Here is a 25,954-nt window from a genome sequence, read left to right on the forward strand (position 1 = left end):
CGCGACCAGCCCCCACCGGCCCGCAGACGAAAACGACAAGCCCGAAGCCGCTACACGAGACCGGCCTCGCGGAACGACTCCAGGTTGGGACGAATGGTCGCGGTCAGTCCCGTACCGGCCACCGCATCCAGCGTCTTGAGACCGTCACCGGTGTTGAGGACGACGGTGGTGAGGGTCGGGTCGAGAAGACCGTTCTCGATCAGCTTGCGCGTCACACCCACCGTCACACCACCGGCGGTCTCCGCGAAGATGCCCTCGGTCCGGGCGAGCAGCTTGATCGCGTCCACGATCTGCTCGTCCGTCACGTCCTCCACCGCACCGCCCGTACGGCGCGCGATGTCCAGAACGTACGGCCCGTCCGCCGGGTTGCCGATGGCCAGCGACTTGGCGATGGTGTCCGGCTTCTGCGGCCGGACGACGTCATGGCCCCCCTTGAAGGCCACCGACACCGGCGAGCAGCCCTCGGCCTGCGCGCCGAAGATCTTGTACGGCTTGTCCTCGACCAGCCCGAGCTTGATCAGCTCCTGAAGACCCTTGTCGATCTTCGTGAGCTGGGAGCCGGAGGCGATCGGGACGACGATCTGGTCGGGCAGCTGCCAGCCGAGCTGCTCGCAGATCTCGTACGCCAGGGTCTTGGAGCCCTCCGCGTAGTACGGCCGCAGGTTGACGTTGACGAAGCCCCAGCCCTCGCCGGCCGGGTCGCCGATCAGCTCGGAGCAGAAGCGGTTCACATCGTCGTAGTTGCCCTCGATGCCGATGAGTTCGCCACCGTAGACCGCGGCCATGACGACCTTGCCCTGCTCCAGGTCGTGCGGGATGAACACGCAGGAGCGGAAGCCGGCGCGGGCCGCCGCGGCGCCCACCGCACCGGCCAGGTTGCCGGTGGAGGAGCAGGACAGGGTGGTGAAGCCGAAGGCGCGGGCGGCCTCCAGGGCCTGGGCGACCACACGGTCCTTGAAGGAGTGGGTCGGGTTGCCGGAGTCGTCCTTCACGTACAGCCCGCCGGTGACGCCGAGTTCGCGCGCGAGGTTGTCGGCCTTGACGAGCTTGGTCCAGCCCGGGTTCAGGTTCGGCTTGCCGGCCACGTCCGCGGGGACGGGCAGCAGGGGCGCGTAACGCCAGATGTTCGACGGTCCCGCCTCGATGCGCTTACGGAGCTCCTCGGCGTCGTACGCGGAGAAGTCGTACGCGATCTCGAGCGGGCCGAAACACTCCTCGCACGCGAAGACCGGGCCGAGCGGTACGCGGTGGCCGCACTCGCGACAGGACAGCGCGGCGGCGGGACCGAGGTCGACGGTGGGAGTGCTGGTGCTTGCGACAGTCTGCACAGCCATGTGAGGCGAGGCCCTTTCTCCTCATCTTCCTCACGACGCATCTCGCCGTGAGACGGAATTGGCACCTTCCCTAGCCGGGAGCCTCACCACGTCTGCGTGACAAGAACCGGCTGGAGGGTTGCCGGGGCTTCATCGGGCCGTTTCCCTCTGCCCCTCTGGATGAGCTGTATGTGGTTGTAGACGCAAACAACCCCCGACATGCGATGGTCATCAGCGTTGTTCAAGACTGTAACCGAAGGCCAGGACAGTTGAGATAGTCGTCCGAACCGCGAGATGGATCACAACCCCCTCGCCCGGAGAACGCAGAGGAGCCGCAAGCTGTGCTGGAAGAAGTCGAGCGCTGGCTGAGCACCCGCTCCTGGTCTCTGACCGATCGCCCGCTCCACAGGATCCTGGCCGCCAAACGCGCGACGGGCCAGTCGGTCAGTGTCGTGCTGCCCGCACTCAACGAGGAGGAGACCGTCGGCGACATCGTCGCCGTGATCCGTCACGACCTCATGCAGCAGGCCCCGCTCGTCGACGAGCTCGTCGTCGTCGACTCGGGCTCCACCGACCGCACCTCCGAGGTGGCCGCCGCCGCGGGCGCCCGGGTCGTCCACCGCGACGACATCCTGCCGCGCATACCGGCCGTCCCCGGCAAGGGCGAGGTCCTGTGGCGCTCCCTCCTCGTCACCGGCGGGGACATCGTCTGCTTCATCGACGCCGACCTGAAGGAGTTCTCCTCGGACTTCGTGACGGGCATCGTCGGCCCGCTGCTCACCGACCCGGAGATCGACCTCGTCAAGGGGATGTACGACCGTCCCCTCGGCACTGAGCCGGATTCGCTCGCCTCCGGCAGGACAGCGGGGCAGGGCGGCCGGGTGACCGAACTGATGGCCCGTCCGCTGCTGAACATGCACTGGCCGCAGCTGGCCGGTTTCGTCCAGCCGCTGGGCGGCGAGTACGCGGCCCGCCGCTCCCTCCTCGAACAGCTCCCGTTCCCCGTCGGCTACGGCGTGGAGCTCGGCATGCTGGTCGACTCCCTCCACCTGGTCGGACTCGACGCGCTCGCGCAGGTCGACGTCGGGGTGCGCAAGCACCGTCACCAGGACGGGCAGGCGCTCGGCCGGATGGCGGCGGCGATCTACCGCACGGCCCAGCTGCGGCTGGCCCGCGGCCATCTGATCCGGCCCTCCCTCACCCAGTTCGAACGGGTGGAGGACGGCTTCGAACCGCGTACGTTCTCCGTGGACACGGAGGAGCGGCCACCGATGGTGGAGATCGCCGAGTACGCCGCCCGGAAAGTGGCGTGACCGTTTTATGGGCGTTGTATACGGCCCCCCGGGCGGCCTTCCGTACGTTTGAGCGGATCCGGCTCGGGCTAGGTTGAGGCGTATGGCTTCAACGTACGGTGCTGCGCAGGTACTGGTGGCCTCCAACCGTGGCCCGGTCTCGTACGAGGTGCGCGAGGACGGCTCGCTGGCCGCCAGACGCGGCGGCGGCGGGCTCGTCTCCGGGCTGTCGGCCATCGGGCCGGACGCCGGCGCACTGTGGGTGTGCTCGGCCCTCGGCGACGGCGACCGCGAGGCGGTGCGGCGCGGGGTCGGGGAGTCCGGCGTACGCATGCTGGACATCCCGGCCGACGTGCACGCGGACGCGTACAACGGCATCGCCAACTCCGTGCTCTGGTTCGTCCACCACATGCTGTACCAGACGCCGCTGGAGCCGGTCTTCGACGCGGAGTTCCGGCGACAGTGGGCGTCGTACGAGGCGTACAACCGCGCCTTCGCCGAGGCGCTGGCGCAGGAGGCGGCGCAGGGTGCCGCGGTGATGGTGCAGGACTACCACCTCAGCCTGGTCCCGGGCCTGCTGCGCGAGCTGCGCCCGGATGTACGGATCGGCCACTTCTCGCACACGCCGTGGGCGCCGCCGGAGTACTTCCGGGTGCTTCCGGATGACATCGCCGGGCAGCTGCTGCGCGGGATGCTGGGCGCGGACCGGCTCGGCTTCCTCACCCATCGCTGGGCGGACGCGTTCACCGCGTGCTGCGAGGCGTTCGCCGGGGGCCTCGGGGACACCCGCGTCGGCGTGCACGGGCTCGGTGCGGACGCGGACTTCCTGCGGAAGCGGTCGCACGAGGCCGATGTGAACGAGCGGATGGCGAGGCTGCGGGCGGAGATCGGCGAGGGCCGCAGGGCGATCGTCCGGGTGGACCGGACCGAGCTGTCGAAGAACATCGTGCGGGGCCTGCTGGCGTACCGGCAGCTGCTGGACGACCACCCGGAGTGGCGTGAGCGGGTGGTGCACGTCGCGTTCGCGTACCCGTCGCGGCAGGATCTCGCCGTGTACCGGGAGTACACGGCCGAGGTGCAGCGGCTGGCCGAGGAGATCAACGGGCGGTACGGGACGCCGGGCTGGACGCCGGTGGTGCTGCACGTCAAGGACGACTTCGCGCGGTCACTGGCGGCGTACCGGCTGGCGGACGTGGCGCTGGTCAACCCCATCCGGGACGGGATGAACCTCGTCGCCAAGGAGGTGCCGGTCGTCTCCGACGAGGGGTGCGTGCTGGTGCTGTCGCGGGAGGCGGGGGCGTACGAGGAGCTGGGGGAGGATGCGATCGGGGTGAATCCGTACGACGTGGTGGGGACGGCCGGGGCGCTGCATGAGGCGTTGACCCTGCCGCTCGGGGAGCGGATGGAGCGGACGAAGCGGTTGGCTGCGGCGGCTACCGCGTTGCCGCCGGCTCAGTGGTTCCTGGATCAGCTGGGTGCGCTGAACGCCTGATCGGGCGGCGCGCGGCGCTGGTGGGGGTGGGTCGCGCGGCCCGGCGCTGACGGGGTGCCGCCCGCGCCCACCCGTGCCGCCCTGGGCGGCACGGCTGCCCGCAGCCAGGCTGTCAGCCGATACATGCCGCCAGCCCGGCCAGCAGGCCCACGACGCCCTTCGGGCCGTTCACCACCAGGTCGGCTCGTTTGCTCAGTTCGGGGACCTCGTCGCTGCCGCTGCACACCAGCAGCCCCGGCGTGCCGTCGGAGCGGAGTTCGTCCACGGCGGCGTAGGCGGGAAGGTCGCCGAGGTCGTCGCCGGCGTAGAGGATGGAAGCGGCGGAGAGCTCGCGGGCGTGTTCGAGGAGGGCGACGCCTTTGTCCATGCCGGGTGGGCGGAGTTCCAGGACCATGCGGCCGGGTTCGACGATCAGGCCGTGCCGGGTGGCGAGATCGGAGAGGGGTTCGCGCAGGGCCTCGAACGCGGCCTGGGGGTCGGCGGCGCGGCGGGTGTGGACGGCGACCGCGTGGCCCTTGTCCTCCACCCAGGTGCCCTGCCCGGCGCCCACCCGTTCGAGCAGCCCCGGCAGTTCCTCGCGGACGGCGGCGACACCGGGGTGCGGGGCGGGGGCGCTGACCTCGCCGCTCACGGCGTCCCAGCGTTCGGCGCCGTAGTGGCCGAGGACGACGAGATGCTCGAGGCCGGGTACGCCCGCGAAGCCGCCGTACCGCACGGCCACGTCCGCCGGGCGGCCGGTGATCACGGCGACGGAGGCGACCTTCGGGGCGAGGGCGGCGAGCGCGGGCACCGCGTCGGGGTGGGCCCGCGCCTGCTCGGGGTCGGGCACGATCGGGGCGAGCGTCCCGTCGAAGTCGAGGGCGATCACCGCCTTGCCGGGCCGGGCGAGAATCGCGTCGAGCCCGTCACGCCCGGCAGGGGTCGAGGGCGTCGGGAGAGTCGTACTGGGTTCGGTCTCGTGGCTGCCCATAGGGCGACCATATCCGTGGGCGGGCTCTTACACGCCGGTCGGCATCATCCAGTCCCACGCCGGGTGCCCAGCGAACCCCCGGTTCACCGCTCCGCCCGCCTCCGCTCCCGTACCCTCCGCAACCGGTTCACTGTGACCGGATCGTGCGCCAACGCCCGCGGATCGTCGAGCAGGGCGTTGAGCAGCTGGTAGTAGCGCACCGGGGCCAGCCCCAGCTCCTCCCGTATCGCCCGCTCCTTCGCACCGGGCCCGGCGAACACCCGGCGCTCCAGCGCGAGGATGTCCTGTTCCCGCCGTCCGAGCCGCTCCTGCTCCATGCCCGAAACCGTAACCTCCGGCACCGACAGCGCGACCTATCCCGCCGCCGAGCTCTCCGCCGTGGTCGCCGTCGACTGCAGCTGACCGAGGATCGCCGACGGGCTGCCACCGGGCTCCACGGTGGAGCCGATCCGCTTCTTGACCTCCGCGCTGACCGCCGCCCAGGACGTCTTGCCGACGGGGTAGAGCTCGGCGAGCGGCAGTTCGTCCAGGAACGGCTTGAGGTCCCGGTCCTCGGCCGCGCCGCTCATGGCCTCGGACGCGGCGTTGGTGACCGGCAGCAGGTCGTACTCGCGGGAGAAGGCGAGGACGTTCTCCTCGCTGTAGACGAAGTCGAGGAAGTCGCCGACCTGCTCCTTGTGGCCGTTCTGCTTGAACGCCAGCATCCAGTCGGCGACGCCCATCGTGGCCCTGCTCTCACCGTTCACGCCGGGCATCGGCACCATGCCGAACTTCACGCCCTTCTTCTCGGCCATCTTCATCAGGGACGGATGGCCGTTCAGCATGCCGACCTCGCCCCGGGCGAAGGCGGCGAACGCGTCGGCGCGGTTGAGCTTGCCGGGGGCGACCGGTCCGGTGAGGTCCTCGCCGACCAGCTCGTCGCGCAGCCAGGTGAAGGTCTCGACGTTCTCCGTGGAGTCGATGCCGTAGGTGCCGACGGTGTCGGTGTAGCCGCCGCCCCCGCTGAGCAGCCACTGCATGGTCTCGGCCTGCGCCTCCTCGGAGCCGAGCGGCAGGGCGTAGGGGTACTTCACGCCCTCGGCCTTCAGGGCCGCGGCGTCGGCGGCCAGTTCCGCCCAGGTGGTGGGCGGGGTGAGGCCGGCCTCCTCGAAGTGGGCCTTGTTGTAGAAGAGCAGGCGCGTGGAGGCGGCGAACGGCAGGCCGTACTGCACCCCGTTGACCTGCCCCGCGCTGGCGAGCGCGGAGGAGAAACCGGCCTGGACCGGTATGGAGAGCAGGTCGTCGGCGGTGTAGAGCAGGTCGTCGGCCGCGTAGTCGGCGTACGCGCCGATCTGGGCCATGTCGGGCGCCTTCCCGGCCTCGACCATCTCCTTCACCTTGGCGTCGACGTCGTTCCAGGAGTAGACGCTGACCTCGACGTTCACATCCGGGTGGTCGGCCTCGTACTCCTCGACCAGCTTCGCCCAGTACTTCTTCGAGCTGTTGGCCGCGCTGTCGCCGTAGTCGGCGGCGACCAGCCGCAGCGTCACGTCGGCCGTGTCCCCACCGAGGCCGCAGCCGCCGAGGACCGCCGTCATGCCCAGTGCGGACACCACCGCGATCATTCCTGTCCTGCGCCGCTGCACGTGCTCTCGCCCATCCTTGCCGAAAGATACATCTGACTTTTAAGACCGGGATTAAGGTCTACACCACGTAAGTGGACTAGACCTCTTCCGGGTCCTCGGGCCACACTGTCCCCCGTGAGACACGTCATCGCCCTCGATGTGGGCGGCACCGGGATGAAGGCCGCCCTGGTCGGGGCGGACGGCGCCCTGATCCACCAGGCGCGCCGGCCGACCGGGCGGGAACGCGGGCCCGGCGCGGTCGTCGACGGCATCCTCGACTTCGCCGCCGAGCTCCGCGCGTACGGCGAACAGCGCCTCGGCACCCCCGCGGCCGCCGCCGGCGTCGCCGTCCCCGGCATCGTCGACGAGCAGCACGGCATCGCCGCCTACGCGGCCAACCTCGGCTGGCATGACGTCCCCCTGCGCGACCTCCTCGCCGACCGGCTCGGCGGCATCCCGGTCGCCCTCGGCCACGATGTGCGCACCGGCGGGCTCGCCGAGGGCCGGATCGGTGCCGGGCGAGGCGCGGACCGGTTCCTGTTCGTGCCGCTGGGCACCGGTATCGCGGGTGCCATCGGTATCGACGGCCGGGTGGAGGCGGGTGCGCACGGCTTCGCGGGCGAGATCGGCCATGTCGTCGTACGGCCCGGCGGGACGCCCTGTCCGTGCGGACAGCGCGGCTGCCTGGAGCGGTTCGCGTCCGCGGCGGCGGTGAGCGAGGCGTGGGCCGCCGCCTGCGGGGACCCGGAGGCGGACGCGGCGGACTGCGCGAAAGCCGTCGCGTCCGGTGATCCGAACGCCGTACGAGTGTGGCAGGAGGCCGTGGACGCACTCGCCGACGGCCTGGTCACCGCCCTCACCCTGCTGGACCCGCGCACGCTCATCATCGGTGGCGGGCTGGCCGAAGCAGGGGAAACGTTGTTCACACCACTGCGGGACGCGGTGAGAGAACGCATCACCTTCCAGAAGCTGCCGACGATCGTCCCGGCTGCCTTGGGCGACACGGCCGGCTGCCTGGGTGCGGGACTCCTGGCCTGGGATCTCCTCGACCACACCGACCGCAAGGAGGAAACGCCCTGATGGCAACCCCCCCAGGGGCGCGGGGAACTGCGCGACAAGCCACGACGAACCCGCAGCCCGCGACGGACGGAACACCCCTGATCCTCTCCGGCGCCAACGTGGTCATGCCCACGGGAACCGTCAAAGACGCCCAAGTAATCGTCGACGGCACCCGCATCGCCGGCACAGCCCCGGAAAACGCTCACCGCATCGACCTGTCCGGCCACTGGCTGGTACCAGGTTTCGTGGACCTCCACAACCACGGCGGCGGCGGAGCCTCCTTCACCTCCGGCACCGTCGACGAGGTCCTCAAGGGCATCCACACCCACCGGCTGCACGGCACGACCACCCTGGTCGCCTCCACGGTCACCGGCGACATGGACTTCCTCACGCGTCGGGCGGGCCTGCTCTCCGAGCTGGCCGAGCAGGGCGAGATCGCCGGGATCCACTTCGAGGGGCCGTTCATCTCCCCGTGCCGCAAGGGTGCGCACTCCGAAGAGCTGCTGCGCGACCCGGAGCCTTCCGAGGTCCGCAAGCTGATCGACGCGGCGCGCGGCAGGGCGAAGATGCTCACGCTCGCCACCGAACTGCCGGGCGGCATCGACTCCGTGCGGCTGCTCGCCGAGCACGGGGTGATCGCGGCGGTCGGCCACACGGACGCGACGTACGAGCAGACGGTCGAGGCGATCGACGCGGGCGCGACGGTCGCCACGCACCTGTTCAACGCCATGCCCGCGCTCGGCCATCGCGCCCCCGGCCCGATCGCCGCCCTGTTGGAGGACGAGCGGGTGACCGTCGAGCTCATCAACGACGGCACGCACCTGCACCCGGCCGCCCTGGAGCTGGCGTTCCGTCATGCGGGCCCGGAACGGGTCGCGTTCGTCACGGACGCGATGGACGCGGCCGGCTTCGGCGACGGCCGCTATCTGCTCGGCCCGCTGGAGGTCGAGGTCAGCGACGGCGTGGCCCGCCTGGTGGAGGGCGGCTCGATCGCCGGCTCCACGCTCACCCTGGACCGCGCCTTCAAGCGGGCGGTGACCGTCGACCGGCTGCCGGTGGAGCACGTGGTGGCGGCCCTGTCGGCGGGCCCGGCACGGCTGCTGGGCCTGGACGACCGGATCGGCTCCCTCGAACCCGGCAAGGACGCCGACCTGGTGCTGCTGGACGCCGACTTCGAGCTCAAGGGCGTGATGCGGCAGGGAGAATGGGTGGTTGAGCCCCAACTGCCCGGATACATCCGCCAGTAGAGAGCGCGCCGAAGAGACGGTGGCCGACCGGACGACTGTGCCGACCGCCGTCTCTTTGGCATGATCGACCTCCGGAGAACGACAAGCACATTCACTCGGGGGAGGTCGGCCCAGGTGATCCTCACGGTCACGCTGAACACCGCTCTCGACATCACCTATCGCGTACGGTCCCTGCGGCCGCACACCACCCACCGGGTCTCCGAGGTGACCGAACGCCCCGGCGGCAAGGGCGTCAACGTCGCCCGCGTCCTGGCCTCGCTCGGTCACGAGGTGACGGTCACCGGCTTCGTCGGCGGCAGCACCGGACGGATCGTGCAGGACGCGCTCACCGCCACGCCGGGTGTGGTCGACGCGCTCGTCCCGATCGGTGGCGTGACCCGGCGCACCATCGCCGTCGTGGACGAGCGGACCGGCGACACGACCCAGCTCAACGAGCCCGGCCCGGCCATCGCACCGGCCGAGTGGTCCGCGTTCCTGGAGGCCTACGAGGACCTGCTGGCGCCGGCGAGCGCGGTGGCCCTGTGCGGCAGCCTGCCGCCGGGTGTGCCGGTGGGCGCGTATGCGGGCCTGATACGCACCGCGCGTGCGGCGGGCGTGCCCGTGCTGCTGGACACCAGCGGGGAGCCGCTGCGCCGCGGGGTGGCCGCCCGCCCGGACGTCATCAAGCCCAACGCCGACGAACTGGCCGAACTCACCGGCTCCCACGAGCCGTTGCGCGCCACCCAGGACGCCCGCCGACGCGGCGCCCACGCGGTGGTCGCCTCCCTCGGCCCGGAGGGCCTGCTGGCCCTGACCCCCGAGGGCCGCTGGCGCGCCACCCCACCGACCCGCGTACACGGCAACCCGACCGGCGCCGGCGACTCCGCAGCCGCGGGCCTGCTGTCGGGCCTGGTCGACCACCTCCCCTGGCCGGACTGCCTGACCCGCGCCACCGCCCTCGCCGCCGCGACGGTCCGCACGACGGCGGCGGGCGAGTTCGACCGGGGTGCCTACGAGGAGCTGCTGGGGCGGGTGACGGTGATCGGGGAGGTCAGCGCGGCGTGAGGGTCAGGACTCGACCCAGCCCTTGACCAGCCACACCTGGTCGAGGTTGGCGTCGCACTGGTTGCCCTGCTCGCACGAGATCTTGATGGTGTTCGTGCCCTTGTTGAGCTGGACGTAGTTGTAGGTCCGTGTCCAGCCCTTCTCGTAGTCGCCTTCGGGGGCCTTCGCGTAGTTCTCCATGTCGACCGGCGTGCTGGCGGCCGTGCCGTTGACCGTGAGGGTCGCGTTGGCGTCCTTGCCGGGCACGCCGTAGCCGACGTACAGCGTGTACTTGCCGGACTCGGGGATGCCGTTGACGGTCCAGGTGACCGAGGCGCCGACGGCGTTGAAGCCGGTCACGTAGACACCGCCGTCCGCCTTGGCGCCCTTGATGTCGGAGGCGGTGGTGGCGCCGCCGCCGAGCTGCAGGGCCTTGGCGTCGACGGCGGGCAGCTCCTTCTCGCTGCCCGCGCTGCTCTCGCTCGAGGGGCTCGACTCCGCGCTCTGGGAGGCCGACGGGGCGGTGGAGGGCTGGTCGCCGCCCGCCGCGTTGTCGTCGTCGCCGCCGAGCATCGCGACGCCGATGCCGATCACGACGGCGGCGACCACCGCGATCGCGCCGATCAGCAGGCCCTTGGTGTTGGGGCCGCGGCCCCGGCCACCACCGCCGCCCGGGGCGGACTGCGTCTGGACCGTGGGGGCGCCGCCGGGGAACGACTCGGGCGCGGCGTAGTGCGGGTTCGGCTGGCCGTACGCGCCCTGCTGCTGCGGCGGCACGGTCTGCTGGCCGTAGGGCCGCTCGCCGACCGTCCGCACCCTGCTGACCGAATTCGGGTAGCCGTAGCCGCCGGACGGCGGCTGGGCGCCGTTGGCCTGACCGTCGGCGTACAGATAGCCGAACGGGTCCTCGTCCTCGGGCGTGCTCGCGCCGTTGTTGCCGGGCGTCATCCCTAGGTACTCCTCAACAGGTGCGGAACGGATGCGGTACGTGTGGTGAGAATGGCGAGCCTACCCGCTCGCCGTGGCCCAAACGGGTGACCAGGATCGCATCATTCCGCGGACCTGCGGTTCATCCCGCACGTCGATGCTGTTTGGGACGAGACCGTTTCTCGACGTACATCCGTTCGTCAGCGGATTTCAACACTTCGTCCGCCGTCATACCGCAGTGCGCCCATCCGATACCGAAACTCGCCCCGACCCGGACGGCCCGCCCCTCGGCCCGGATCGGCTGGATGATCTCGTTCCGCAGCCGTACGGCGAGGTCCTGGGCGTCGGCCCGGCCGAGGCCGTCGGCGAGGATCACGAACTCGTCGCCGCCGAGCCGGGCGACGGTGTCGCCGTCGCGGACGCCGTTGCTGAGGCGGCGCGCGACCTCGATGAGTACCGCGTCGCCCGCGTTGTGCCCGAACCGGTCGTTGATCGACTTGAAGCCGTCGAGGTCGCAGAAGAGGACCGCGAGCCCCTTGGTGCCGTCGTCGTGTTCCCCCTCGGGGGCGATGGTGTGGACGTGGTGGTCGTAGACGTCGTACGCGTCACGGCGCGCCGGGAAGTCGAAGCCGGCGTCGTAGGCGGGGTGGCCGTAGGCCGCGTCCTGGGAGTCGTGGACGGCGGGAAGGCCGGACTGCGGGCGCTGGCAGAGGCGGGCGGAGAGGCGGGAGCGCAGCTCGGCGGAGTTCGGCAGGCCGGTGAGGGAGTCGTGGGAGGCGCGGTGGGCGAGCTGGAGCTCGCGGCGCTTGCGCTCCTCGATGTCCTCGACGTGGGTGAGCAGGAAGCGGGGGCCGTCGGCGGCGTCGGCGACCACGGAGTTGCGCAGGGACACCCAGACGTAGGTGCCGTCGCGGCGGCCCAGGCGCAGCTCGGCGCGGCCGCCCTCGGCAGAGGTGCGCAGCAGCGTGCCTATGTCCTCGGGGTGGACGAGGTCGGAGAAGGAGTAGCGGCGCATCGCGGAGGCGGGGCGGCCCAGCAGGCGGCACAGGGCGTCGTTGGTGCGCAGGATCCGGCCGTGCTGGTCGCCGCCCATCTCGGCGATGGCCATGCCGGAGGGGGCGTACTCGAAGGCCTGCCGGAAGCTCTCCTCGCTGGCCCGCAGGGCCTGCTGTTCGCGTTCCAGGCGGACCAGGGCGCGCTGCATATTCGCGCGTAGACGAGCGTTGCTGATGGCGATGGCGGCTTGGAAGGCGTACATCTGGAGCGCCTCGCGCCCCCACGCGCCGGGGCGGCGGCCGTTGCGCGGCCGGTCCACGGACAGGACGCCGATCAGTTCGCCGGAGGACGGGCCGCCCTGGGCGCCCGGCGCGTACATCGGGGCGAACAGCCGGTCGGAGGGGTGCCACTCGTCCTCGAAGCGGGGGGCGGGGCCCTCGGTGTACCACTGCGGGACGTCGTCGTCGTCGAGGATCCAGCCCTCGGTGTGCGGGATGAAGATCAGGTCGCCCCAGGTCTCGCCCATGCCCAGCCGGCGCTCCCACGACTCGCGGGAGCCGACCCGGCCGGTGATCAGGGCCTCGGCGGCGGGGTTGCCGGAGAAGGCGGCGACGACGAGATCGCCGTCCGGGCGGACGAGGTTGACGCAGGCCAGCTCGTAGCCCAGGGCGGTGACGACGCCGTCCGCGACGGTCTGCAGCGTGTCGGCCAGGCTGCGTGCGGTGTTCATGTCCGCCATGACCTGGTGCAGCTGCCGCAGGGACGCAAGGCGGACATACGGCTCCGACTCGGTCTCCATGCTCGCCCTCCCCCCGAGACCTCGCAGCGAATCAAGGGTTCTCTTCGGCGTATCGTCCTTCAGCTTCCCGCCACTGAATCACAGCGCGCTGCCCACTCGGTACACAGGGTCAACAATTAATGCCCCTTGTGACTCAAGTCACAGTAGAACGTGAACAATTGAGTGGGGTTTCTGTGTTTTTCCCGTGCGTTTACCGAACGCAAGCTTTGTAGCGGTGTCCTTCGCTGGTCCTACGACCGTGCTCGGGCTGAGGTCCGATGCGGGGGCACGCACCGGAGACTAGCGTTTCGGTGTGCTGAACACCCGCTGCCCCGCTCCGCCCGCCCGACTGCCCGCCCAACCCGCCCCCGCGGCCGATGCCGCCGGGCATGCTGTGGGGGTGAGCAACGACGAGTTCAGGGCGGCCATGTCCCGGCTGGCGGCCGGTGTGGTCCTGGTGACCGCGAAGGAGCCGCCGCTCGACCCGGACGACCCGCAGGCGCCGAGCGGTGAGGACGTCGGCATGACGGCGACGGCCTTCATGTCGGTGTCCCTGGACCCGCCCCTGGTCCTGGTCAGCCTGCGCGAGGGCTCCCGCATGGACGACCTGCTCGCCGAGCAGCCCCTGTGGGCGGTCTCGGTGCTCTCCGAGAGCCAGCGCCACATCGCCGGCCGCTTCGCCATGAAGGGCCGCATCAGCGACCGCCTGCTCTTCGAGGACATCCCCTACGTCCGCGGCGAGGCCAGCGGGGCACCCCTGGTCGGCGGCGCCCTGGCGACCCTGGAGTGCCGCACCGAACAGCGCGTCACGGCCGGCGACCACACGCTGGTGGTGGGCCGCGTCCTGACGGCCCGCCTCCCGAGCGCGGACGGCGGGCCGCTGACGTACTTCAAGGGGCGGTACCGGCAGCTGGGGTAGCTCAGCCGCCGGTGGGCCACCCCAGGGTGATGTCCAGCCGGGACAGCTCTGCCGGGTCGGTGACGCCCTCGATGACGGCGATCCGGTCCCGTACGAACCTGAAGATCGTCGCCCGCTCGACACGTCCGTCGGCGGAGAGCACCACAAGCCCGGTGGCCCCGTCGACCAGAGCGGGCCGCCCGCTCCGGCCGAGGCGGGCGTAGCTGATGGCGCCCGAGGCGACCGCCGCCGCCCCGGTGTTCACACCGGCCTCGGAGCGGGCCACCACATCCGGGTCGAGCACCTCCAGCAACCCGTCGAAGTCCCCGCCCCGCGCCGCGGCGAGGAAGGCGTCGACGACCTGCCGCTGCCGTACGAGATCGGCATCGGGCGCCGGAGCGCCCTGCACCCGGCGCCGGGCCCGGCTGGCCAGCTGCCGGGCCGCCGTCGGCGTACGGCCCACGACGGCGGCGACCTCCTCGTACGGCACGGCGAACATGTCGTGCAGCACGAAGGCCAGCCGCTCGGCCGGGGTCAGCGTCTCCAGGACGACGAGCAGCGCGACGCCCACCGAGTCGGCGAGCAGCGCGTCCTGCTCGGGGTCGGCTCCGGCGGCGGGGACCGGCGCGCCCGCGTCCAGCGACTCCTCCGCGCGGGACTTGCGGGAGCGCAGCATGTCCAGGCACACCCGGCCCACCACGGTCGTCAGCCAGCCGCCGAGGTTGCCGACCTCCCGGGTGTCGCTGCGGCTCAGCCGGAACCAGGCCTCCTGCACCGCGTCGTCGGCCTCGGCGAGCGAACCGAGCATGCGGTAGGCCACCGCACGCAGATGCGTGCGGTGTGCCTCGAAGCGCTCGGCAAGGAAGTCGTCGTCACCCATGCGTCCCGTGTCCCCAGCCCTCGTAGCGGACCACCGTCAGTGGCATTCCACTGCCTTGACGGATCCGGCAGGGCACATGTGACAGCGCCCTATCCCCAGTCGCGGCCCGACCGCCCCCGCTTGGTCTCCGAGCGCTGCTTCTTCTCCCGCAGCCGGCGTTCGTTGATGCCGCGCGGTATGCGGGTCGGCTTGCGGGGCTTGGGCGGGGGCGCGGTCGCCTCGGCGAGGAGTGCTGCGAGGCGTACGGCGGCGGTCTCGCGGTTGCGCCACTGGGACCGGTGCTCGGAGGCACGGACCGCGATGACGCCGTCGACCAGGCGTCCGGCCAGCCGCTCCAGTGCGCGTCGCTTCCACACCTCGGGCAGTGCCTCGGTCGCGGCGAGGTCGAAACGCAGTTCGACCTGGGAGTCACTCGTGTTGACGTGCTGCCCGCCCGGCCCCGAGGAGCGCGAGAAACGCCACTGGAGCTCGGCCTCGGGGAGCGAGACGGAGCCTCGGATGAGGTAGGGACCGGACATGGGTGACATGTTCCCGCCTGGAGTGGGCGCGAGTCACGCGAATATCGCCGGAGGTAAAGAAAGTAAAGAGCCGGGAACCCGTGGCACCTCCCTCCGCGTTCATAGGGGTAGCTGTAGCTTCAGTACCGCACACGCATAGCGCACGCATCGAGGGAAGGAACTCCCGACCATGGCTGTAAGCCTGTCCAAGGGTGGCAACGTCTCGCTCACCAAGGAGGCTCCGGGCCTGACCGCCGTCACCGTGGGCCTCGGCTGGGACGTCCGCACCACCACCGGCACCGACTTCGACCTCGACGCGTCCGCGATCGCGGTCAACACGCAGGGCAAGGTGTACTCCGACCAGCACTTCGTCTTCTTCAACAACAAGCAGACGCCGGACCAGACGATCGTCCACACGGGCGACAACCTCACTGGTGAGGGCGCCGGCGACGACGAGCAGATCAACGTCAACCTGGCCGGCCTCCCGGCCGACATCGACAAGATCGTCTTCCCGGTCTCCATCTACGACGCCGAGACCCGCTCGCAGAACTTCGGCCAGGTCCGCAACGCCTACATCCGCATCGTCAACCAGGCCGGCGGCACCGAGATCGCCCGCTACGACCTCTCCGAGGACGCCGCCACCGAGACCGCCATGGTCTTCGGCGAGCTCTACCGCAACGGCGCCGAGTGGAAGTTCCGCGCCGTCGGCCAGGGCTACGCCTCGGGCCTGGTGGGCATCGCCCAGGACTTCGGCGTGAACGTCTGATCGACGCCCGGACCTCGACGAAGCCCCCGCCGCGCCTTTGTGCAGGCGGGGGCTCCGTCTGTCCGGGGTCCGGTCCTCGGAAGGCCGTTCAGAAGATCGAGAGTCCGAGCCGGCCCAGGATCGTGCCGGCGTGCGTGCCGTAGATCGAGAAGACCACCAGGAGGGCGATGAGGACGAGGCCTCCGGCCAGGCTCCAGGTGAGGCGCGAGTTCATGCGTACTGCCTTTCTTGGGGGGATGTGGGGGGAGGCGCCGTGACGGGCACCGGATGCGTGTCGCTTCCGGCCGTCAGGACGCTGTCGCAGCGATCGCGGACCGTGTCGTCGTGGGTGGCGATGACGACCGCGCAGCCGTCCTCGCTCATCGCGCGGAGGACGTCGACGACCATGGTGGTGTTGTCGTGGTCGAGGGCGCCGGTGGGTTCGTCGGCCAGGACCAGAGCGGGCTGCTTGACGATGAGCCGGGCCAGCGCGACACGCTGCTGCTCGCCGCCGCTGAGCCGGTGGACCTGCTCCTTCTCCCGGCCGGCCAGGCCCACCCGGTCGAGGGCCTCGGCGACGGTCGGGGTGCCCTTCCGGGCGCGCCGCGGCTTCATGGCGACCTCAAGGTTGGCGGCGACGGTCGCGTTCTCGATCAGGGCGTAGTTCTGAAAGAGGTAGCCGAGGACGTCGCGCCGGAAACGCCGGGTGGCGCGCGGGCCGAAGCCGGTGATGTCCCGCCCTTCGTGACGGATCGCGCCGGAGGTCGGGGCGTCGAGCAGGCCCAGGCAGTTGAGCAGGGTCGACTTGCCGGAGCCGCTCGGGCCGACCAGGGCGAGCATCCGGCCGCGCTCCACGGTGAAGGTGAGACCGGACCAGAGGGTGCGCGGGCCGTAGGACTTCGACAGGTTTTCGATCTCGATCACGGGCGGGCTCCAGCGGGGCGGTGGGGGGTCACGACTCGGTCGCTCCTTCCTTGACGATCAAGCGGTGGAAGACGACGAGGGCCACGAGCACCGCGATGGCCTCCACGGCGACGAGGGTGCCGGTGACGCCGAGGTCGAGGCCGGTGATCTCGACGGGTGCGCGGGGCGGCGGGATGCCGAGCGCGTCGTACCGTTCGAGGTCCTTGTTCTGCTGCCACACCTGGAAGGGGACCCACACGGCGAGCAGTACGGCGAGCAGTCCCTCCAGCGACAGGACCGTGCGGTGGACGGCGGTGAACCGCCAGCCGCTGATGTACCGGGCGAAGATCGCCTGAGCGTTCTTGCGGGAGTGCACGATGCAGACGCCGACGCCGGTGATGAGCAGGACCGCCAGGGCCACGCCCAGGTTGAACACCTGCAGCCGGAACTCGCCGACGAGGTCGCGGAGTTTGACCGCGGCGTTCTGCCCGACGGGCGTCATGGCCGTCACATACGTCTCCAGGTGGCGCTGCTCGATGGCGGCGGTGACGTCGTCGGGGTCGTGGAAGAGGACGCTGCTCTTGCTGGCGTAGGCGGTGTAGCCCTTGTCGCTCAGATACGGCGATCCGTCGGCGAAGGCGATGATGACGGGGTCGGTGACGAAGGAGTCGTCCGCGCCGGGGTTGGGGTCGGTGTGCGACTTGCCCTTGGGGTTGTAGGTGAAGACCCGCTGGTCGGCCTTGGTCTGCAGCGTCGTGATGTTCGCCGGGCGGACCTTGTCGGGGTCGCTCGGGCTGAGCAGTCCGGGGACCAGTTCGCGGAGTTGGTCGGTGTACGCGGCGAGGCCGGCCGGGATCATCAGCCGGACCTGGGCGGGGTCGGCGGCGGCCGGGCGGTGGGGGCGCCCTGCCGGGTCGAGGACGGGCTGTTCGGTGAGGAAGGACTCGTTGACGATCAGCACATCGCCCTGCGGCAGGCCCGCCCGCGGTGCCGACTGCTGGAGGTCGCGGTGTCCCGCGACGACGACCTGCCCGTCCTTGTCGGCCTGCCGGAGCCAGCCGCCCGCCTCGGCCTCCAGGTCGCGCAGCGCAGCGTCGCTTCCCAGGCTGCCGTTGAGGGCGATCGACGTGGTGTCGCCGATCTTCGCGTAGGCCTTGCGGCTCTCCTCGCGGTTCTGGACGTCCTGGGCGGCCAGGACCAGGGCGGTGGCGATGCTGAGAGCGAGCAACAGCGCGGGGATCCGCATGGCGTACGCGCTGATCATCGCGGCCCGTGCGGGCAGTTCGCCCTTCAGGGCGCGCAGGATGCCGGTCTGGAACATCAGGTACAGCACGCCGGCCTGCGTGGCGAGGGCGATCAGACCGAGGGCGGCGGCACAGCCCAGGGTGAGCAGGGTGAACTGGCCGATCCAGGCCAGCCCGTTGTAGAGGTCGAGCAGCAGCACCACCAGGGCGGCCACCGCGGCACAGGCGATGGCGTAGAAGACCGCCAGCTGCCGCAGGTCCCGCAGCAGGATCCCGCCGAACGACCTGCCCTGCAGGCGCTGTACGCCGTAGGCCTTGGCGTTGAGCATCACGCCGGCGCCGGTCATCGTGATGACGGCGAGCGCGACGACGATGAAGGAGCGGTGGAGGGCGGTGCCGGAGTAGGTCGTGGTCAGCTCGGCGACCGACTGCGGATGGTGGACCGCGGACGTCATCCCGAGGTCGGTGAACCTCTGAGCCAGCGAAGCGGCGGCCCGGTCGGAGCCGAAGACGTAGTAGAAGCCCCGAGGGTCGCGCCGGCCGAGCTCGGCGACCGGGTGCACGTCGGTGCGGTAGCCGCGGTTGAACGCGGGATAGCCGTCGCTCAGCCAGTCGGCATGCGGACCTCCGGGTGCCAGGTAGAGGTGGCGGCGGCTGTAGGGGTGGGTGAGGTCGGGGTCCTCGCGGGCGATCGTCACCCGCTCCGCCTTTGCGAACTCCGCGATGTCACGGGTGACTTGGGAGCCGCTGGTGGACCCGTCGGTGTCCGTCACCCAGACCACTGCGGAGTGCCCCAGAGCCCAGTCCTCGTCGAGGCTGCGCAGGAGAAGGAACGCCAGAATCGCGGAGTATGCCAGTGCAACGGCGTGAACGAACTTGATACCTCTGTGCAGCATCGATTGGCCTAGGTCAGGGGTGGTTCACTGGACGAGTGGCCCGCCCGGAGGGGGACTGGAGATCACCACCAGGGCGGACCACTCGCTGCCGGGGCCGAGCGATCAGGCTCGGCCCCCGGTCAGCAGCTGGTGTTCCAGTAAGACTTGTTGCCGCTCAGAGCGACGTCGGCCTGAGCGAAGGACCAGGAGCCCTTGGCGGCCTCGTCGCTGTCGATGTACTCGCCGACGGCGGTCGAGCCGTGGCACTTGGTGCCGTGGTAGTAGTCCGACCACACGATGGCGGTGCCGGCGCCGTAGTCCCACGTGCCGCCGCCCGCGCTCACCACGGTCGCCATGGCCGGGGCGGCACCGGCGACGACGAGGGCACCGGTCACAGCCGCAAGCTTGATACCGCGCTTGATGTTCACCATCAACTCGCTTTCGTTCAGACGGGATTGAGAGGTGATCGACGTCGACCGATCTTGATCGCGATGGTCATGGCGGACCATGAAGGAATAATCAAAAAATCTCGATGCGACCGACATCACATGGTCACGGCGTGAAGGGCCGCCGGAGGACGTGACGGCCAGGGCTTGAACCGACCGGCCCTCACCTCGACGCCGCCCACGCCGAGGACGGCATCCTCAGGCCCGGCTCGGCTTCCCGTCGCCGTACAGCCAGTCGTCCCAGATCCGGTCGAAGTCCTGGTCCGGGGCCTGCTTCTCGACATACGTCGTGAAGTCCTCGGTGTCCGCGTTGCCGTGGCGGTGGGCGGCGGCCCAGCCGCGGACGATGTCGTGGAAGGTGTCGTCGCCGACCGCCTGCCGGATCTTGTGGAGGACCATCGCACCACGCTGGTACACGGGGGTGTCGGAGATGTGCGCGGCGCTCGCCGGTTTTGCGGGCGGGAACGCCCAGAGGTCGTCGTAGATGTCCTCACCGTGGTCGTGGAGCGCGTCGAAGATCTGCTGGGCGGTCTCCCCGCCGTGGTCCTCCTCCCAGAGCCATTCGGCGTAGGTGGCGAAGCCCTCGTTGAGCCACATGTCCTGCCAGGTCCTCGGGGAGACGGAGTCGCCGTACCACTGGTGGGCGAGTTCATGGACGAGGAGCTGGACGTTGGGGGCGCCGGGGAAGACCGGGCGGCTCTGGGTCTCCAGGGCGTAGCCGGCGTCGTCGGCGCGCTCGACGATCGCGCCGGCGGAGGAGAAGGGGTACGGGCCGAAGCGGTCCTCGGCCCAGGCGAGCACCTCGGGGATGCGGGCCAGGACCGCGCGGCTCGCCGGCGTCTCGGCCGGGTCGACGGCGGTGTACACGGGGAGGCCGTCGTCGGTGGTGGAGCGGGTGATGTCGTAGCGGCCGACGGCGAGGGTGACGAGATAGCTCGCCATCGGGGCGGTGGTACGCCATGTGGAGGCCGTACGGCCGCCCGTGGTCGTCTCGCTCGTCAGCTCCCCGTTGGAGACGGCCCGCAGGCCCTTCGGGACGGTGACGGCGAGGTCGTACGTCGCCTTGTCGGAGGGGTGGTGGTTGCCGGGGAACCAGGCCGTCGAACCGGTCGGCTGGCCGAGGGCGAGCGCGCCGTCCGCGGTGGGCAGCCAGCCCTCCTCGGAGCCGTCCGGGTCGGTGATCGTCACGGGGGTGCCCGAGTAGCGGACCGCCACACGGAACGTGCTCCCCTCGGCGAGGTCGTCGCGGGGGCGGATCGTCAGTTCCTGGCCGGTGCGGTTCCAGCGGGCGGTGCTGCCGCCGACGGTGACCTGCTCGACGTCCAGGCCCTTGAGGTCGAGGTTGAAGGCGGAGAGGTCCTGGGTGGCACGGGCGGTGATCACCGTGCGCCCGGTGAGGTGACGGGAGGCGGGGGTGTACGCCAGGGTCAGGTCGTAGTGGGTGACGTCGTAGCCGCCGTTGCCGGCCTTCGGGAAGTACGGGTCGCGGACGCCGGAGCCGCCCGGGGTGCCCTGGGCGCCGCCGGTTCCGCATGCGGGCACGGTCAGGGCGAGGACGAGGACGGCCGGGACAACGCGGACGAAACGGGACACGTCCGAGATCCTATGAGCGGCGTGACACCATCGCTACGTGCTCGACATCGGCTACGCCCTCTCCAACCGGTTCCCGGACCCTCCCCAGACCGACTACCGCCGCGCGGACGTACCCGCCCTGCGCCACGATCTGTTCTGCGGTGACGTCTATCTCGCCGACACCAAGACGGACCGGGAGCTGTCCACAGCCTGGGGATGGGTACCGGTGCTCGACTTCGCGTGGGCGCTGTGCGACATCGTCGAGCAGCTCGACCGCGATCCGGCGGGCTCCCGCGCCGCCCGGCCGCAACGGGCGGAGCTGGACTTCACCGAGTCCACCGACCGGATGCTGTTCGAGCGCCGCTTCGGGTGGGTGGACATCGAGTCCGACTGGATGCCGGCCGAGGAGCCGCCGCTCACCTTCTCCCATGCCGAGCTGCGGCGGGAGGCGCGGGACTTTCTGCACGATCTGATCGCCGACCTGTGCGATCTGCACGAGTCCCTCGCGGACAATCCCGTGATCTGGTCGCTGCAGGCGCGGTTTCCGCGGGTGCGGTGAGTTCTGCGGTCATCCTTGTTCGACGCGGATCCCCGCCTCCGCCGCCAACACCGGTGCCAGGTCCAGCAGTTGCCCCGTGCTGATCACCGCCCCCGACAGCCGGTCGACTCCCCGGGCGATCTCCAGCGGGGCCGCCCCGCGCAGGTCCACGTCTCTCAGCGTCGCCGCGCTGAGGTCGGCGGCTCTCAGCGCGCAGTCCACGAACTCGACGCGGGTCAGCTCCGCACCCCCGAAGTCGGGTTCCACCAGGACGCAGCCCTCGAAGACGACATCCTTGAGCCGGGCCCGGCGCAGATTCAGGTAGTCGATCTTGCCGCCGCGGATCAGGACGCGTTCGAGGGCGGCGCCGTGCAGCTGTACGCCGCCCAGGCGGGCGTCGGTCAGTTCGACATCGCGCAGGGTGGACTCCGCCAGATCGGTGCCGACGCCACGTGGGGCGGTGAGGACGGAGTCCAGGATGCGGGCGCGATACAGCCGCGTCCCGTCCAGGGCGCACGCCGTGAGCGCACAGTCCATGAAGCGGGCGCCGCCGCCGTCCTGCCCGGCGAAGTCCGCGTCCCGGAACTCCAGCCCGTCGTAGTCCCCGTCCGGCTCCAACCCGCCCCCGTCGTACGGCACCGGCTCCGGCAGCCGCACCTCCGGCCGCCGCGCCGCCCGCACACCGGACCCACCGCTCCCACCGGCCCCGCCGGCCCTGCCCGTCCCTGTCCTCGCCATGGCCCCATGCTGCACCCCGTCACTGACAATGGGCGTGAGCTGGGGAAACCTCACCTCGCCGACACCACCCGGCCTCCCGATGTCACATGCGCGGCCCCTCGATCCGTCGTACTCGTGAAAGAGGCGACCCGAGCAGAGGGAGACCCCACACATGCACCGCATCACCGTCATCGGCGGCGGTTTCGCCGGCCTCACCGCAGCCATCACCGCCGCCGAAGCGGGCGCCAAGGTCACCGTGTACGAAGCCCACCACACCCTGGGCGGGCGGGCCCGGACCGCCGAGGGCCCGTACCGCACGAACGAGGGCCCGCACGCCCTCTACAACGGCGGCCCGCACTGGGCGTGGCTCGAGCAGCGGGACCTCATCGGCCCCGTGGCGGCCGTCCCGCCCCTGGAGGCCGCCAGGCTGCGGCTGCGCCACCGGGGCACCCTGCGCCGTACCCCGCCGTTCGCCATGCTCAAGCTGCTGCGCCGCGGCGCCCGGCACGCCCCCGTCGACGTCGACTTCCTGACCTGGGCCACGGAACAGGCGGGCGAGGAGGGTGCGCGGGCCGCCGCCCACTACGCCGCCGTCGCCCTGTTCCACCACGACCCCGGCGCGCTGTCCGCGGCGTTCGTCCAGGAGCGGCTGCGCCGCGCCACCAAGCTGCCGCCCGAGGCGCACTACCCGCGCGGCGGCTGGGCGAACGTGATCGACCGGATGGCCGGCCGCGCCTGGAACCTGGGCGTCCGGATGGAGACCCTGTCCCGCGTCGACACCCTGCCCACCGACACGCCGGTCGTCGTGGCCACCTCCCTGGACGCCGCCCGCCGCCTTCTCGGCGACGCCTCCCTGACCTGGCCGAGCGGCCGTACGGCACTCATCGACCTCGCCGTGCGTACCCGGCGCGGCGACGCCTTCGTGGTGTCCGACCTGGACGCGCCCGGCTGGCTCGAACGCTTCACGGCGCAGGACCGCACCCTCGCCCCGGCGGGCGAGCAGCTGATCCAGGGTCAGATCCCGATCGCCCCGCACGAGTCCCGCGCCGACGGCATCGCCCGCGCCGAGCAGCTTCTCGACCTCGGCTTCACCGGCTGGCGCGAGCGCGTCACCTGGCGGCGGGAGGCGGTCGCGAACGGCCGTACCGGAGCCGTGGACCTGCCCGGCACCACTTGGCGGGACCGGCCCGCCGTGGACCGCGGCGACGGCGTGTACCTGGCGGGCGATCAGGTCGCGGCGCCGGGTGTGCTGTCGGAGGTGTCCTTCAACAGCGCCCTGACCGCCGTGTCCCTGGCGCTGGGGCAGCGCGGCCGGCAGCCGCTTGACCTCAAGCGAGCTTGAGGGTGAAGGGTGGGGGCGCCACCACAGAAGAAGCATCACGGAAGGGACCTCATATGCGCGCCATCCGCCTCCACGCCTTCGGCCCGGCCGAGAACCTCACCCTCGAAGAGGTCGAGGACCCGGTGCCGGGCCCCGGCCAGGTCCGGGTCGCCGTCGCCGCGGCCGGCGTGCACCTGCTGGACACGGCGATCCGGGCGGGCCACCAGGGCCCCGGCCCCGCCCCCACGCTGCCGACCGTGCCCGGCCGTGAGGTCGCCGGCGTCGTCGAGTCCCTCGGCGAGGGCACGGACGAGGCCTGGCTCGGCAAGCGGGTCGTCGCCCACCTCGGCTTCGTCCCCGGCGGTTACGCCGAACTCGCCGTCACCGACGCCGACCGGCTGCACGAGATCCCGGCGAACCTCGACTTCGCGCAGGCCGTCGCCATGATCGGCACGGGCCGTACGACGATGGGGATCGTGCAGTTCGCCGAGCCGGGCCCGGACGACGTGGTCGTGATCCCGGCCGCCGCCGGCGGCATCGGCACCCTGCTCGTGCAGTACGCCAGGAACGCCGGCGCCACCGTCGTCGGCCTCGCCGGCGGCCCGGAGAAGACGTCCCGGGTCGCCGCGAACGGCGCCGACCTGGCCGTCGACTACAAGGACCCGGCCTGGCCCGAGAAGGTCCAGGCCTACGACGGCAAGGTCACCGTCGTGTACGACGGCGTAGGCGGCGACACCGCCCGTACGGCCGTCGGCATGCTCGCCCCCGGCGGCCGGCACATCGTGTTCGGCTGGTCGGCCGAGGGCATCCAGGGCGGCGAGCCGCTGGTCGTCGAGGGCGTCACGGAGCAGGTCCTCGGCCCGGTGATGCTGGAGAAGGCGGGCGGCCCCAACCCCCTCCGCACCCTCGAACTCCGGGCCCTCACCGAGGCCGCCGAGGGCCGTCTCGTCCCGGCCGTGCACCGCTTCCCGCTCGCCGAGGCGGCGGCCGCGCACCGGGCCCTGGAGACCCGCGGAACGACCGGCAAAGTCGTCCTGGAGCCATGACACGGCACCATCGGACCTCGGTGCAATACACCGCAAAACACCCCGGTTCATGGTCTTCTGGCCGGATGAGTGCCTCCCGGACGGCTGAAGCCGGCGCATCCGTGGACCCCGACCCCCGCCGCTGGTGGGGGTTGATGGTGATCGCCCTCGCACAGCTGATGGTCGTCCTCGACGCCACCATCGTGAACATCGCGCTCCCCTCCGCACAGCGCGACCTGGACATGTCCGACGGCAACCGCCAGTGGGTCATCACGTCCTACACCCTGGCGTTCGGCGGTCTGCTCCTGCTCGGCGGCCGCGTCGCCGATCTGGTCGGCCGCAAACGCACCTTCGTCATCGGGCTCGTCGGCTTCGCCACCGCCTCCGCGTTGGGCGGTGCCGCCGCGAACGCCGGCATGCTCTTCGGCGCCCGCGCCCTCCAGGGCGTCTTCGCCGCGGTCCTCGCCCCCTCCGCGCTGAGCCTGCTCACCACGACGTTCACCGACCCCCGGGAACGCGGACGGGCCTTCAGCATCTACGGCACCCTGGCCGCCAGCGGCTCCGCGATCGGCTTCATGGTCGGCGGGCTGCTCACCGAGTACCTGAACTGGCGTTGGTGTCTCTACGTCAACGTGCCCATCGCGGTCCTCGCGGTCGCCGGCGCCTTCGCCCTGCTCCAGGACAGCCCCCGCCACGCGGGCGCCCGCCTGGACGTGCCCGGCGTCCTGCTGGGCTGCGGCGGCCTGGTGGCGATCGTGCACGGCTTCGGCGAGGCGGAGTCCCGGGGCTGGTCGGACCCGATGGTCCCCGGCCTGTTCGCGGGCGGCGTGGTCCTCGTGGCCGTCTTCGTGTGGTGGCAGACCAGGGCGTCCGTGCCGCTGCTGCCCCTGCACATCATCAAGGACCGCAACCGCGCGGGCTGCTACCTGACCATGATGCTGGCCGTCATGGGCATGTTCGGCATGTTCCTGTTCCTGACCTACTACCTGCAGACCGTCCTCGACTACACCCCCGTGCAGACGGGCCTGGCGTTCCTCCCGCTCACGGCGTCGATCCTCATCGGCTCCACCCAGATCGCGGCCCGCCTGCTCCAGCACGTGCCGCCCCGCCTGCTCCTGGCCCCCGGCATGCTCCTGGCCGCCTCCGGCATGCTGTTCCTCACGCAGATCACCGTGCACTCCGTGTACGCCACCGACATCCTCCCCGCACTGATCCCGATGGGCCTCGGCATGGGCCTGACCTTCACGCCGGTCTTCTCCACGGCAACCGCCGGCGTCGCCCCGCACGACTCGGGCGTCACCTCGGCCGGCGTCAACACCGCACAGCAGGTGGGCGGTTCCATCGGGACGGCCCTGTTCAACACCATCGCCACCACCGGCAGCACGACCTACATCGCCGCGCACCTCACCGGCCCCGCCCAACGCGCCGAGGTGACCCGCGAGGGCATCGTCCACGGCTACACCGTCGCCATCCGGTGCGCCGTCGGCATCATGCTCCTGGCCGGTCTGGTGGCAGTCCTGATGATCACGGCGAAGGCCCCGAAAAGCCGTGCGGCGGACCAGCCCCCGGTACCGGAGTCGGTCGTCTGAGCC

The 25,954-nt window shown here is 71.2% G+C and carries 25 protein-coding genes and 1 riboswitch; of the genes, 11 read left to right on the forward strand and 14 right to left on the reverse strand.

What is annotated here, in order from left to right; all coding sequences use genetic code 11:
• Positions 1–50 precede the first annotated feature (50 nt).
• The gene (gene thrC, locus ACFV7R_RS21315) at positions 51–1,334 is read right to left on the reverse strand and encodes a threonine synthase (protein ID WP_385265589.1); all 1,284 of its coding nucleotides are present in this window, start codon (positions 1,332–1,334) and stop codon (positions 51–53) included.
• A gap of 18 nt (positions 1,335–1,352) precedes the next feature.
• A riboswitch (SAM riboswitch) is annotated at positions 1,353–1,500 on the reverse strand.
• A gap of 154 nt (positions 1,501–1,654) precedes the next feature.
• Between thrC and ACFV7R_RS21320 the strand changes: the two genes are divergently transcribed.
• Both ACFV7R_RS21320 and ACFV7R_RS21325 read left to right on the forward strand, forming a co-directional pair.
• On the forward strand, positions 1,655–2,626 hold the full coding sequence (locus ACFV7R_RS21320; RefSeq protein ID WP_385265591.1) for a glucosyl-3-phosphoglycerate synthase: 972 nt from the start codon (positions 1,655–1,657) through the stop codon (positions 2,624–2,626).
• An 82-nt stretch (positions 2,627–2,708) separates the two neighbouring features.
• Entirely contained in the window at positions 2,709–4,097 is a 1,389-nt protein-coding gene (locus tag ACFV7R_RS21325) for a trehalose-6-phosphate synthase (protein ID WP_385265594.1), read from the forward strand.
• 112 nt (positions 4,098–4,209) lie between these two features.
• Here the strand turns inward: ACFV7R_RS21325 and otsB are convergent, their stop codons facing one another.
• The 3 genes from otsB to ACFV7R_RS21340 all read right to left on the reverse strand — a co-directional run bounded on the left by otsB (position 4,210) and on the right by ACFV7R_RS21340 (position 6,644).
• The gene (gene otsB / locus ACFV7R_RS21330; RefSeq protein ID WP_385265597.1) at positions 4,210–5,067 is read right to left on the reverse strand and encodes a trehalose-phosphatase; all 858 of its coding nucleotides are present in this window, start codon (positions 5,065–5,067) and stop codon (positions 4,210–4,212) included.
• A gap of 83 nt (positions 5,068–5,150) precedes the next feature.
• Entirely contained in the window at positions 5,151–5,384 is a 234-nt protein-coding gene (locus ACFV7R_RS21335) for a DUF3263 domain-containing protein (RefSeq protein WP_385265599.1), read from the reverse strand.
• A gap of 36 nt (positions 5,385–5,420) precedes the next feature.
• Entirely contained in the window at positions 5,421–6,644 is a 1,224-nt protein-coding gene (locus ACFV7R_RS21340; protein WP_385265854.1) for an extracellular solute-binding protein, read from the reverse strand.
• Positions 6,645–6,806: 162 nt separating this feature from the next.
• Between ACFV7R_RS21340 and ACFV7R_RS21345 the strand changes: the two genes are divergently transcribed.
• From ACFV7R_RS21345 to ACFV7R_RS21355, 3 genes are all read left to right on the forward strand, one after another.
• On the forward strand, positions 6,807–7,751 hold the full coding sequence (locus ACFV7R_RS21345; protein WP_385265602.1) for an ROK family protein: 945 nt from the start codon (positions 6,807–6,809) through the stop codon (positions 7,749–7,751).
• A complete protein-coding gene (gene nagA / locus ACFV7R_RS21350; RefSeq protein ID WP_385265604.1) occupies positions 7,751–8,977 on the forward strand; it encodes an N-acetylglucosamine-6-phosphate deacetylase in 1,227 nt (408 codons plus the stop codon). Before ACFV7R_RS21345 ends, nagA begins: the two co-directional genes overlap by 1 nt.
• A 114-nt stretch (positions 8,978–9,091) precedes the next feature.
• Positions 9,092–10,021 carry a 1-phosphofructokinase family hexose kinase gene (locus ACFV7R_RS21355; protein WP_385265606.1) on the forward strand — a complete coding sequence of 310 codons (930 nt, stop codon included), beginning with the start codon at positions 9,092–9,094 and terminating at the stop codon, positions 10,019–10,021.
• A gap of 3 nt (positions 10,022–10,024) precedes the next feature.
• On the opposite strand, the gene ACFV7R_RS21360 is transcribed toward ACFV7R_RS21355, so the two are convergent.
• Positions 10,025–10,948, reverse strand: a complete 924-nt coding sequence (locus ACFV7R_RS21360; RefSeq protein ID WP_385265609.1) for a CBM35 domain-containing protein — start codon at positions 10,946–10,948, stop codon at positions 10,025–10,027.
• Between the two features lie 121 nt (positions 10,949–11,069).
• Complete coding sequence (gene cdgB, locus ACFV7R_RS21365) at positions 11,070–12,722, reverse strand: diguanylate cyclase CdgB (RefSeq protein WP_385265611.1); 1,653 nt, start codon at positions 12,720–12,722, stop codon at positions 11,070–11,072.
• A 379-nt stretch (positions 12,723–13,101) separates the two neighbouring features.
• Between cdgB and ACFV7R_RS21370 the strand changes: the two genes are divergently transcribed.
• On the forward strand, positions 13,102–13,620 hold the full coding sequence (locus ACFV7R_RS21370; RefSeq protein WP_165396450.1) for a flavin reductase family protein: 519 nt from the start codon (positions 13,102–13,104) through the stop codon (positions 13,618–13,620).
• A gap of 1 nt (position 13,621) precedes the next feature.
• Here ACFV7R_RS21370 and ACFV7R_RS21375 read toward each other — a convergent pair whose 3' ends face one another.
• Together ACFV7R_RS21375 and arfB are read right to left on the reverse strand one after the other, a co-directional pair.
• Positions 13,622–14,479, reverse strand: coding sequence for a sigma-70 family RNA polymerase sigma factor (locus ACFV7R_RS21375; protein ID WP_385265614.1), 858 nt, complete (start codon positions 14,477–14,479; stop codon positions 13,622–13,624).
• A gap of 89 nt (positions 14,480–14,568) precedes the next feature.
• Positions 14,569–15,006 carry an alternative ribosome rescue aminoacyl-tRNA hydrolase ArfB gene (gene arfB, locus ACFV7R_RS21380; RefSeq protein ID WP_129802062.1) on the reverse strand — a complete coding sequence of 146 codons (438 nt, stop codon included), beginning with the start codon at positions 15,004–15,006 and terminating at the stop codon, positions 14,569–14,571.
• Between the two features lie 160 nt (positions 15,007–15,166).
• Here arfB and ACFV7R_RS21385 point away from each other — a divergent pair, with 160 nt between their 5' ends.
• Positions 15,167–15,742: a TerD family protein gene (locus ACFV7R_RS21385; RefSeq protein WP_129802063.1), complete on the forward strand. Its 576-nt coding sequence runs from the start codon at positions 15,167–15,169 to the stop codon at positions 15,740–15,742.
• An 88-nt stretch (positions 15,743–15,830) separates the two neighbouring features.
• On the opposite strand, the gene ACFV7R_RS21390 is transcribed toward ACFV7R_RS21385, so the two are convergent.
• The 5 genes from ACFV7R_RS21390 to ACFV7R_RS21410 form a co-directional block, all read right to left on the reverse strand.
• Positions 15,831–15,956 (reverse strand): hypothetical protein, encoded by a 126-nt coding sequence (locus ACFV7R_RS21390; RefSeq protein ID WP_385265617.1) that lies wholly within the window; start codon positions 15,954–15,956, stop codon positions 15,831–15,833.
• On the reverse strand, positions 15,953–16,645 hold the full coding sequence (locus ACFV7R_RS21395) for an ABC transporter ATP-binding protein (RefSeq protein WP_385265620.1): 693 nt from the start codon (positions 16,643–16,645) through the stop codon (positions 15,953–15,955). Before ACFV7R_RS21395 ends, ACFV7R_RS21390 begins: the two co-directional genes overlap by 4 nt.
• Positions 16,646–16,673: 28 nt before the next feature.
• Positions 16,674–18,764, reverse strand: a complete 2,091-nt coding sequence (locus ACFV7R_RS21400) for a bacteriocin-associated integral membrane family protein (RefSeq protein WP_385265622.1) — start codon at positions 18,762–18,764, stop codon at positions 16,674–16,676.
• Positions 18,765–18,883: 119 nt separating this feature from the next.
• Complete coding sequence (locus ACFV7R_RS21405) at positions 18,884–19,174, reverse strand: lactococcin 972 family bacteriocin (RefSeq protein ID WP_165396443.1); 291 nt, start codon at positions 19,172–19,174, stop codon at positions 18,884–18,886.
• A gap of 213 nt (positions 19,175–19,387) precedes the next feature.
• A complete protein-coding gene (locus ACFV7R_RS21410; RefSeq protein ID WP_385265625.1) occupies positions 19,388–20,782 on the reverse strand; it encodes a M1 family metallopeptidase in 1,395 nt (464 codons plus the stop codon).
• A gap of 37 nt (positions 20,783–20,819) precedes the next feature.
• Between ACFV7R_RS21410 and ACFV7R_RS21415 the strand changes: the two genes are divergently transcribed.
• Complete coding sequence (locus tag ACFV7R_RS21415; RefSeq protein WP_385265627.1) at positions 20,820–21,320, forward strand: hypothetical protein; 501 nt, start codon at positions 20,820–20,822, stop codon at positions 21,318–21,320.
• 9 nt (positions 21,321–21,329) lie between these two features.
• Here ACFV7R_RS21415 and ACFV7R_RS21420 read toward each other — a convergent pair whose 3' ends face one another.
• Entirely contained in the window at positions 21,330–22,037 is a 708-nt protein-coding gene (locus ACFV7R_RS21420; RefSeq protein WP_385265629.1) for a pentapeptide repeat-containing protein, read from the reverse strand.
• Between the two features lie 151 nt (positions 22,038–22,188).
• Between ACFV7R_RS21420 and ACFV7R_RS21425 the strand changes: the two genes are divergently transcribed.
• The 3 genes from ACFV7R_RS21425 to ACFV7R_RS21435 all read left to right on the forward strand — a co-directional run bounded on the left by ACFV7R_RS21425 (position 22,189) and on the right by ACFV7R_RS21435 (position 25,951).
• A complete protein-coding gene (locus tag ACFV7R_RS21425; protein WP_385265631.1) occupies positions 22,189–23,358 on the forward strand; it encodes an FAD-dependent oxidoreductase in 1,170 nt (389 codons plus the stop codon).
• Positions 23,359–23,411: 53 nt separating this feature from the next.
• Positions 23,412–24,383 (forward strand): zinc-binding dehydrogenase, encoded by a 972-nt coding sequence (locus ACFV7R_RS21430; RefSeq protein ID WP_385265634.1) that lies wholly within the window; start codon positions 23,412–23,414, stop codon positions 24,381–24,383.
• Between the two features lie 65 nt (positions 24,384–24,448).
• Positions 24,449–25,951, forward strand: coding sequence for an MFS transporter (locus ACFV7R_RS21435; RefSeq protein WP_385265636.1), 1,503 nt, complete (start codon positions 24,449–24,451; stop codon positions 25,949–25,951).
• The last annotated feature ends 3 nt before the right edge of the window (positions 25,952–25,954 follow it).

The sequence above is a fragment of the Streptomyces sp. NPDC059866 genome, assembly GCF_042731325.1.
Lineage (GTDB): Bacteria > Actinomycetota > Actinomycetes > Streptomycetales > Streptomycetaceae > Streptomyces > Streptomyces flavusporus.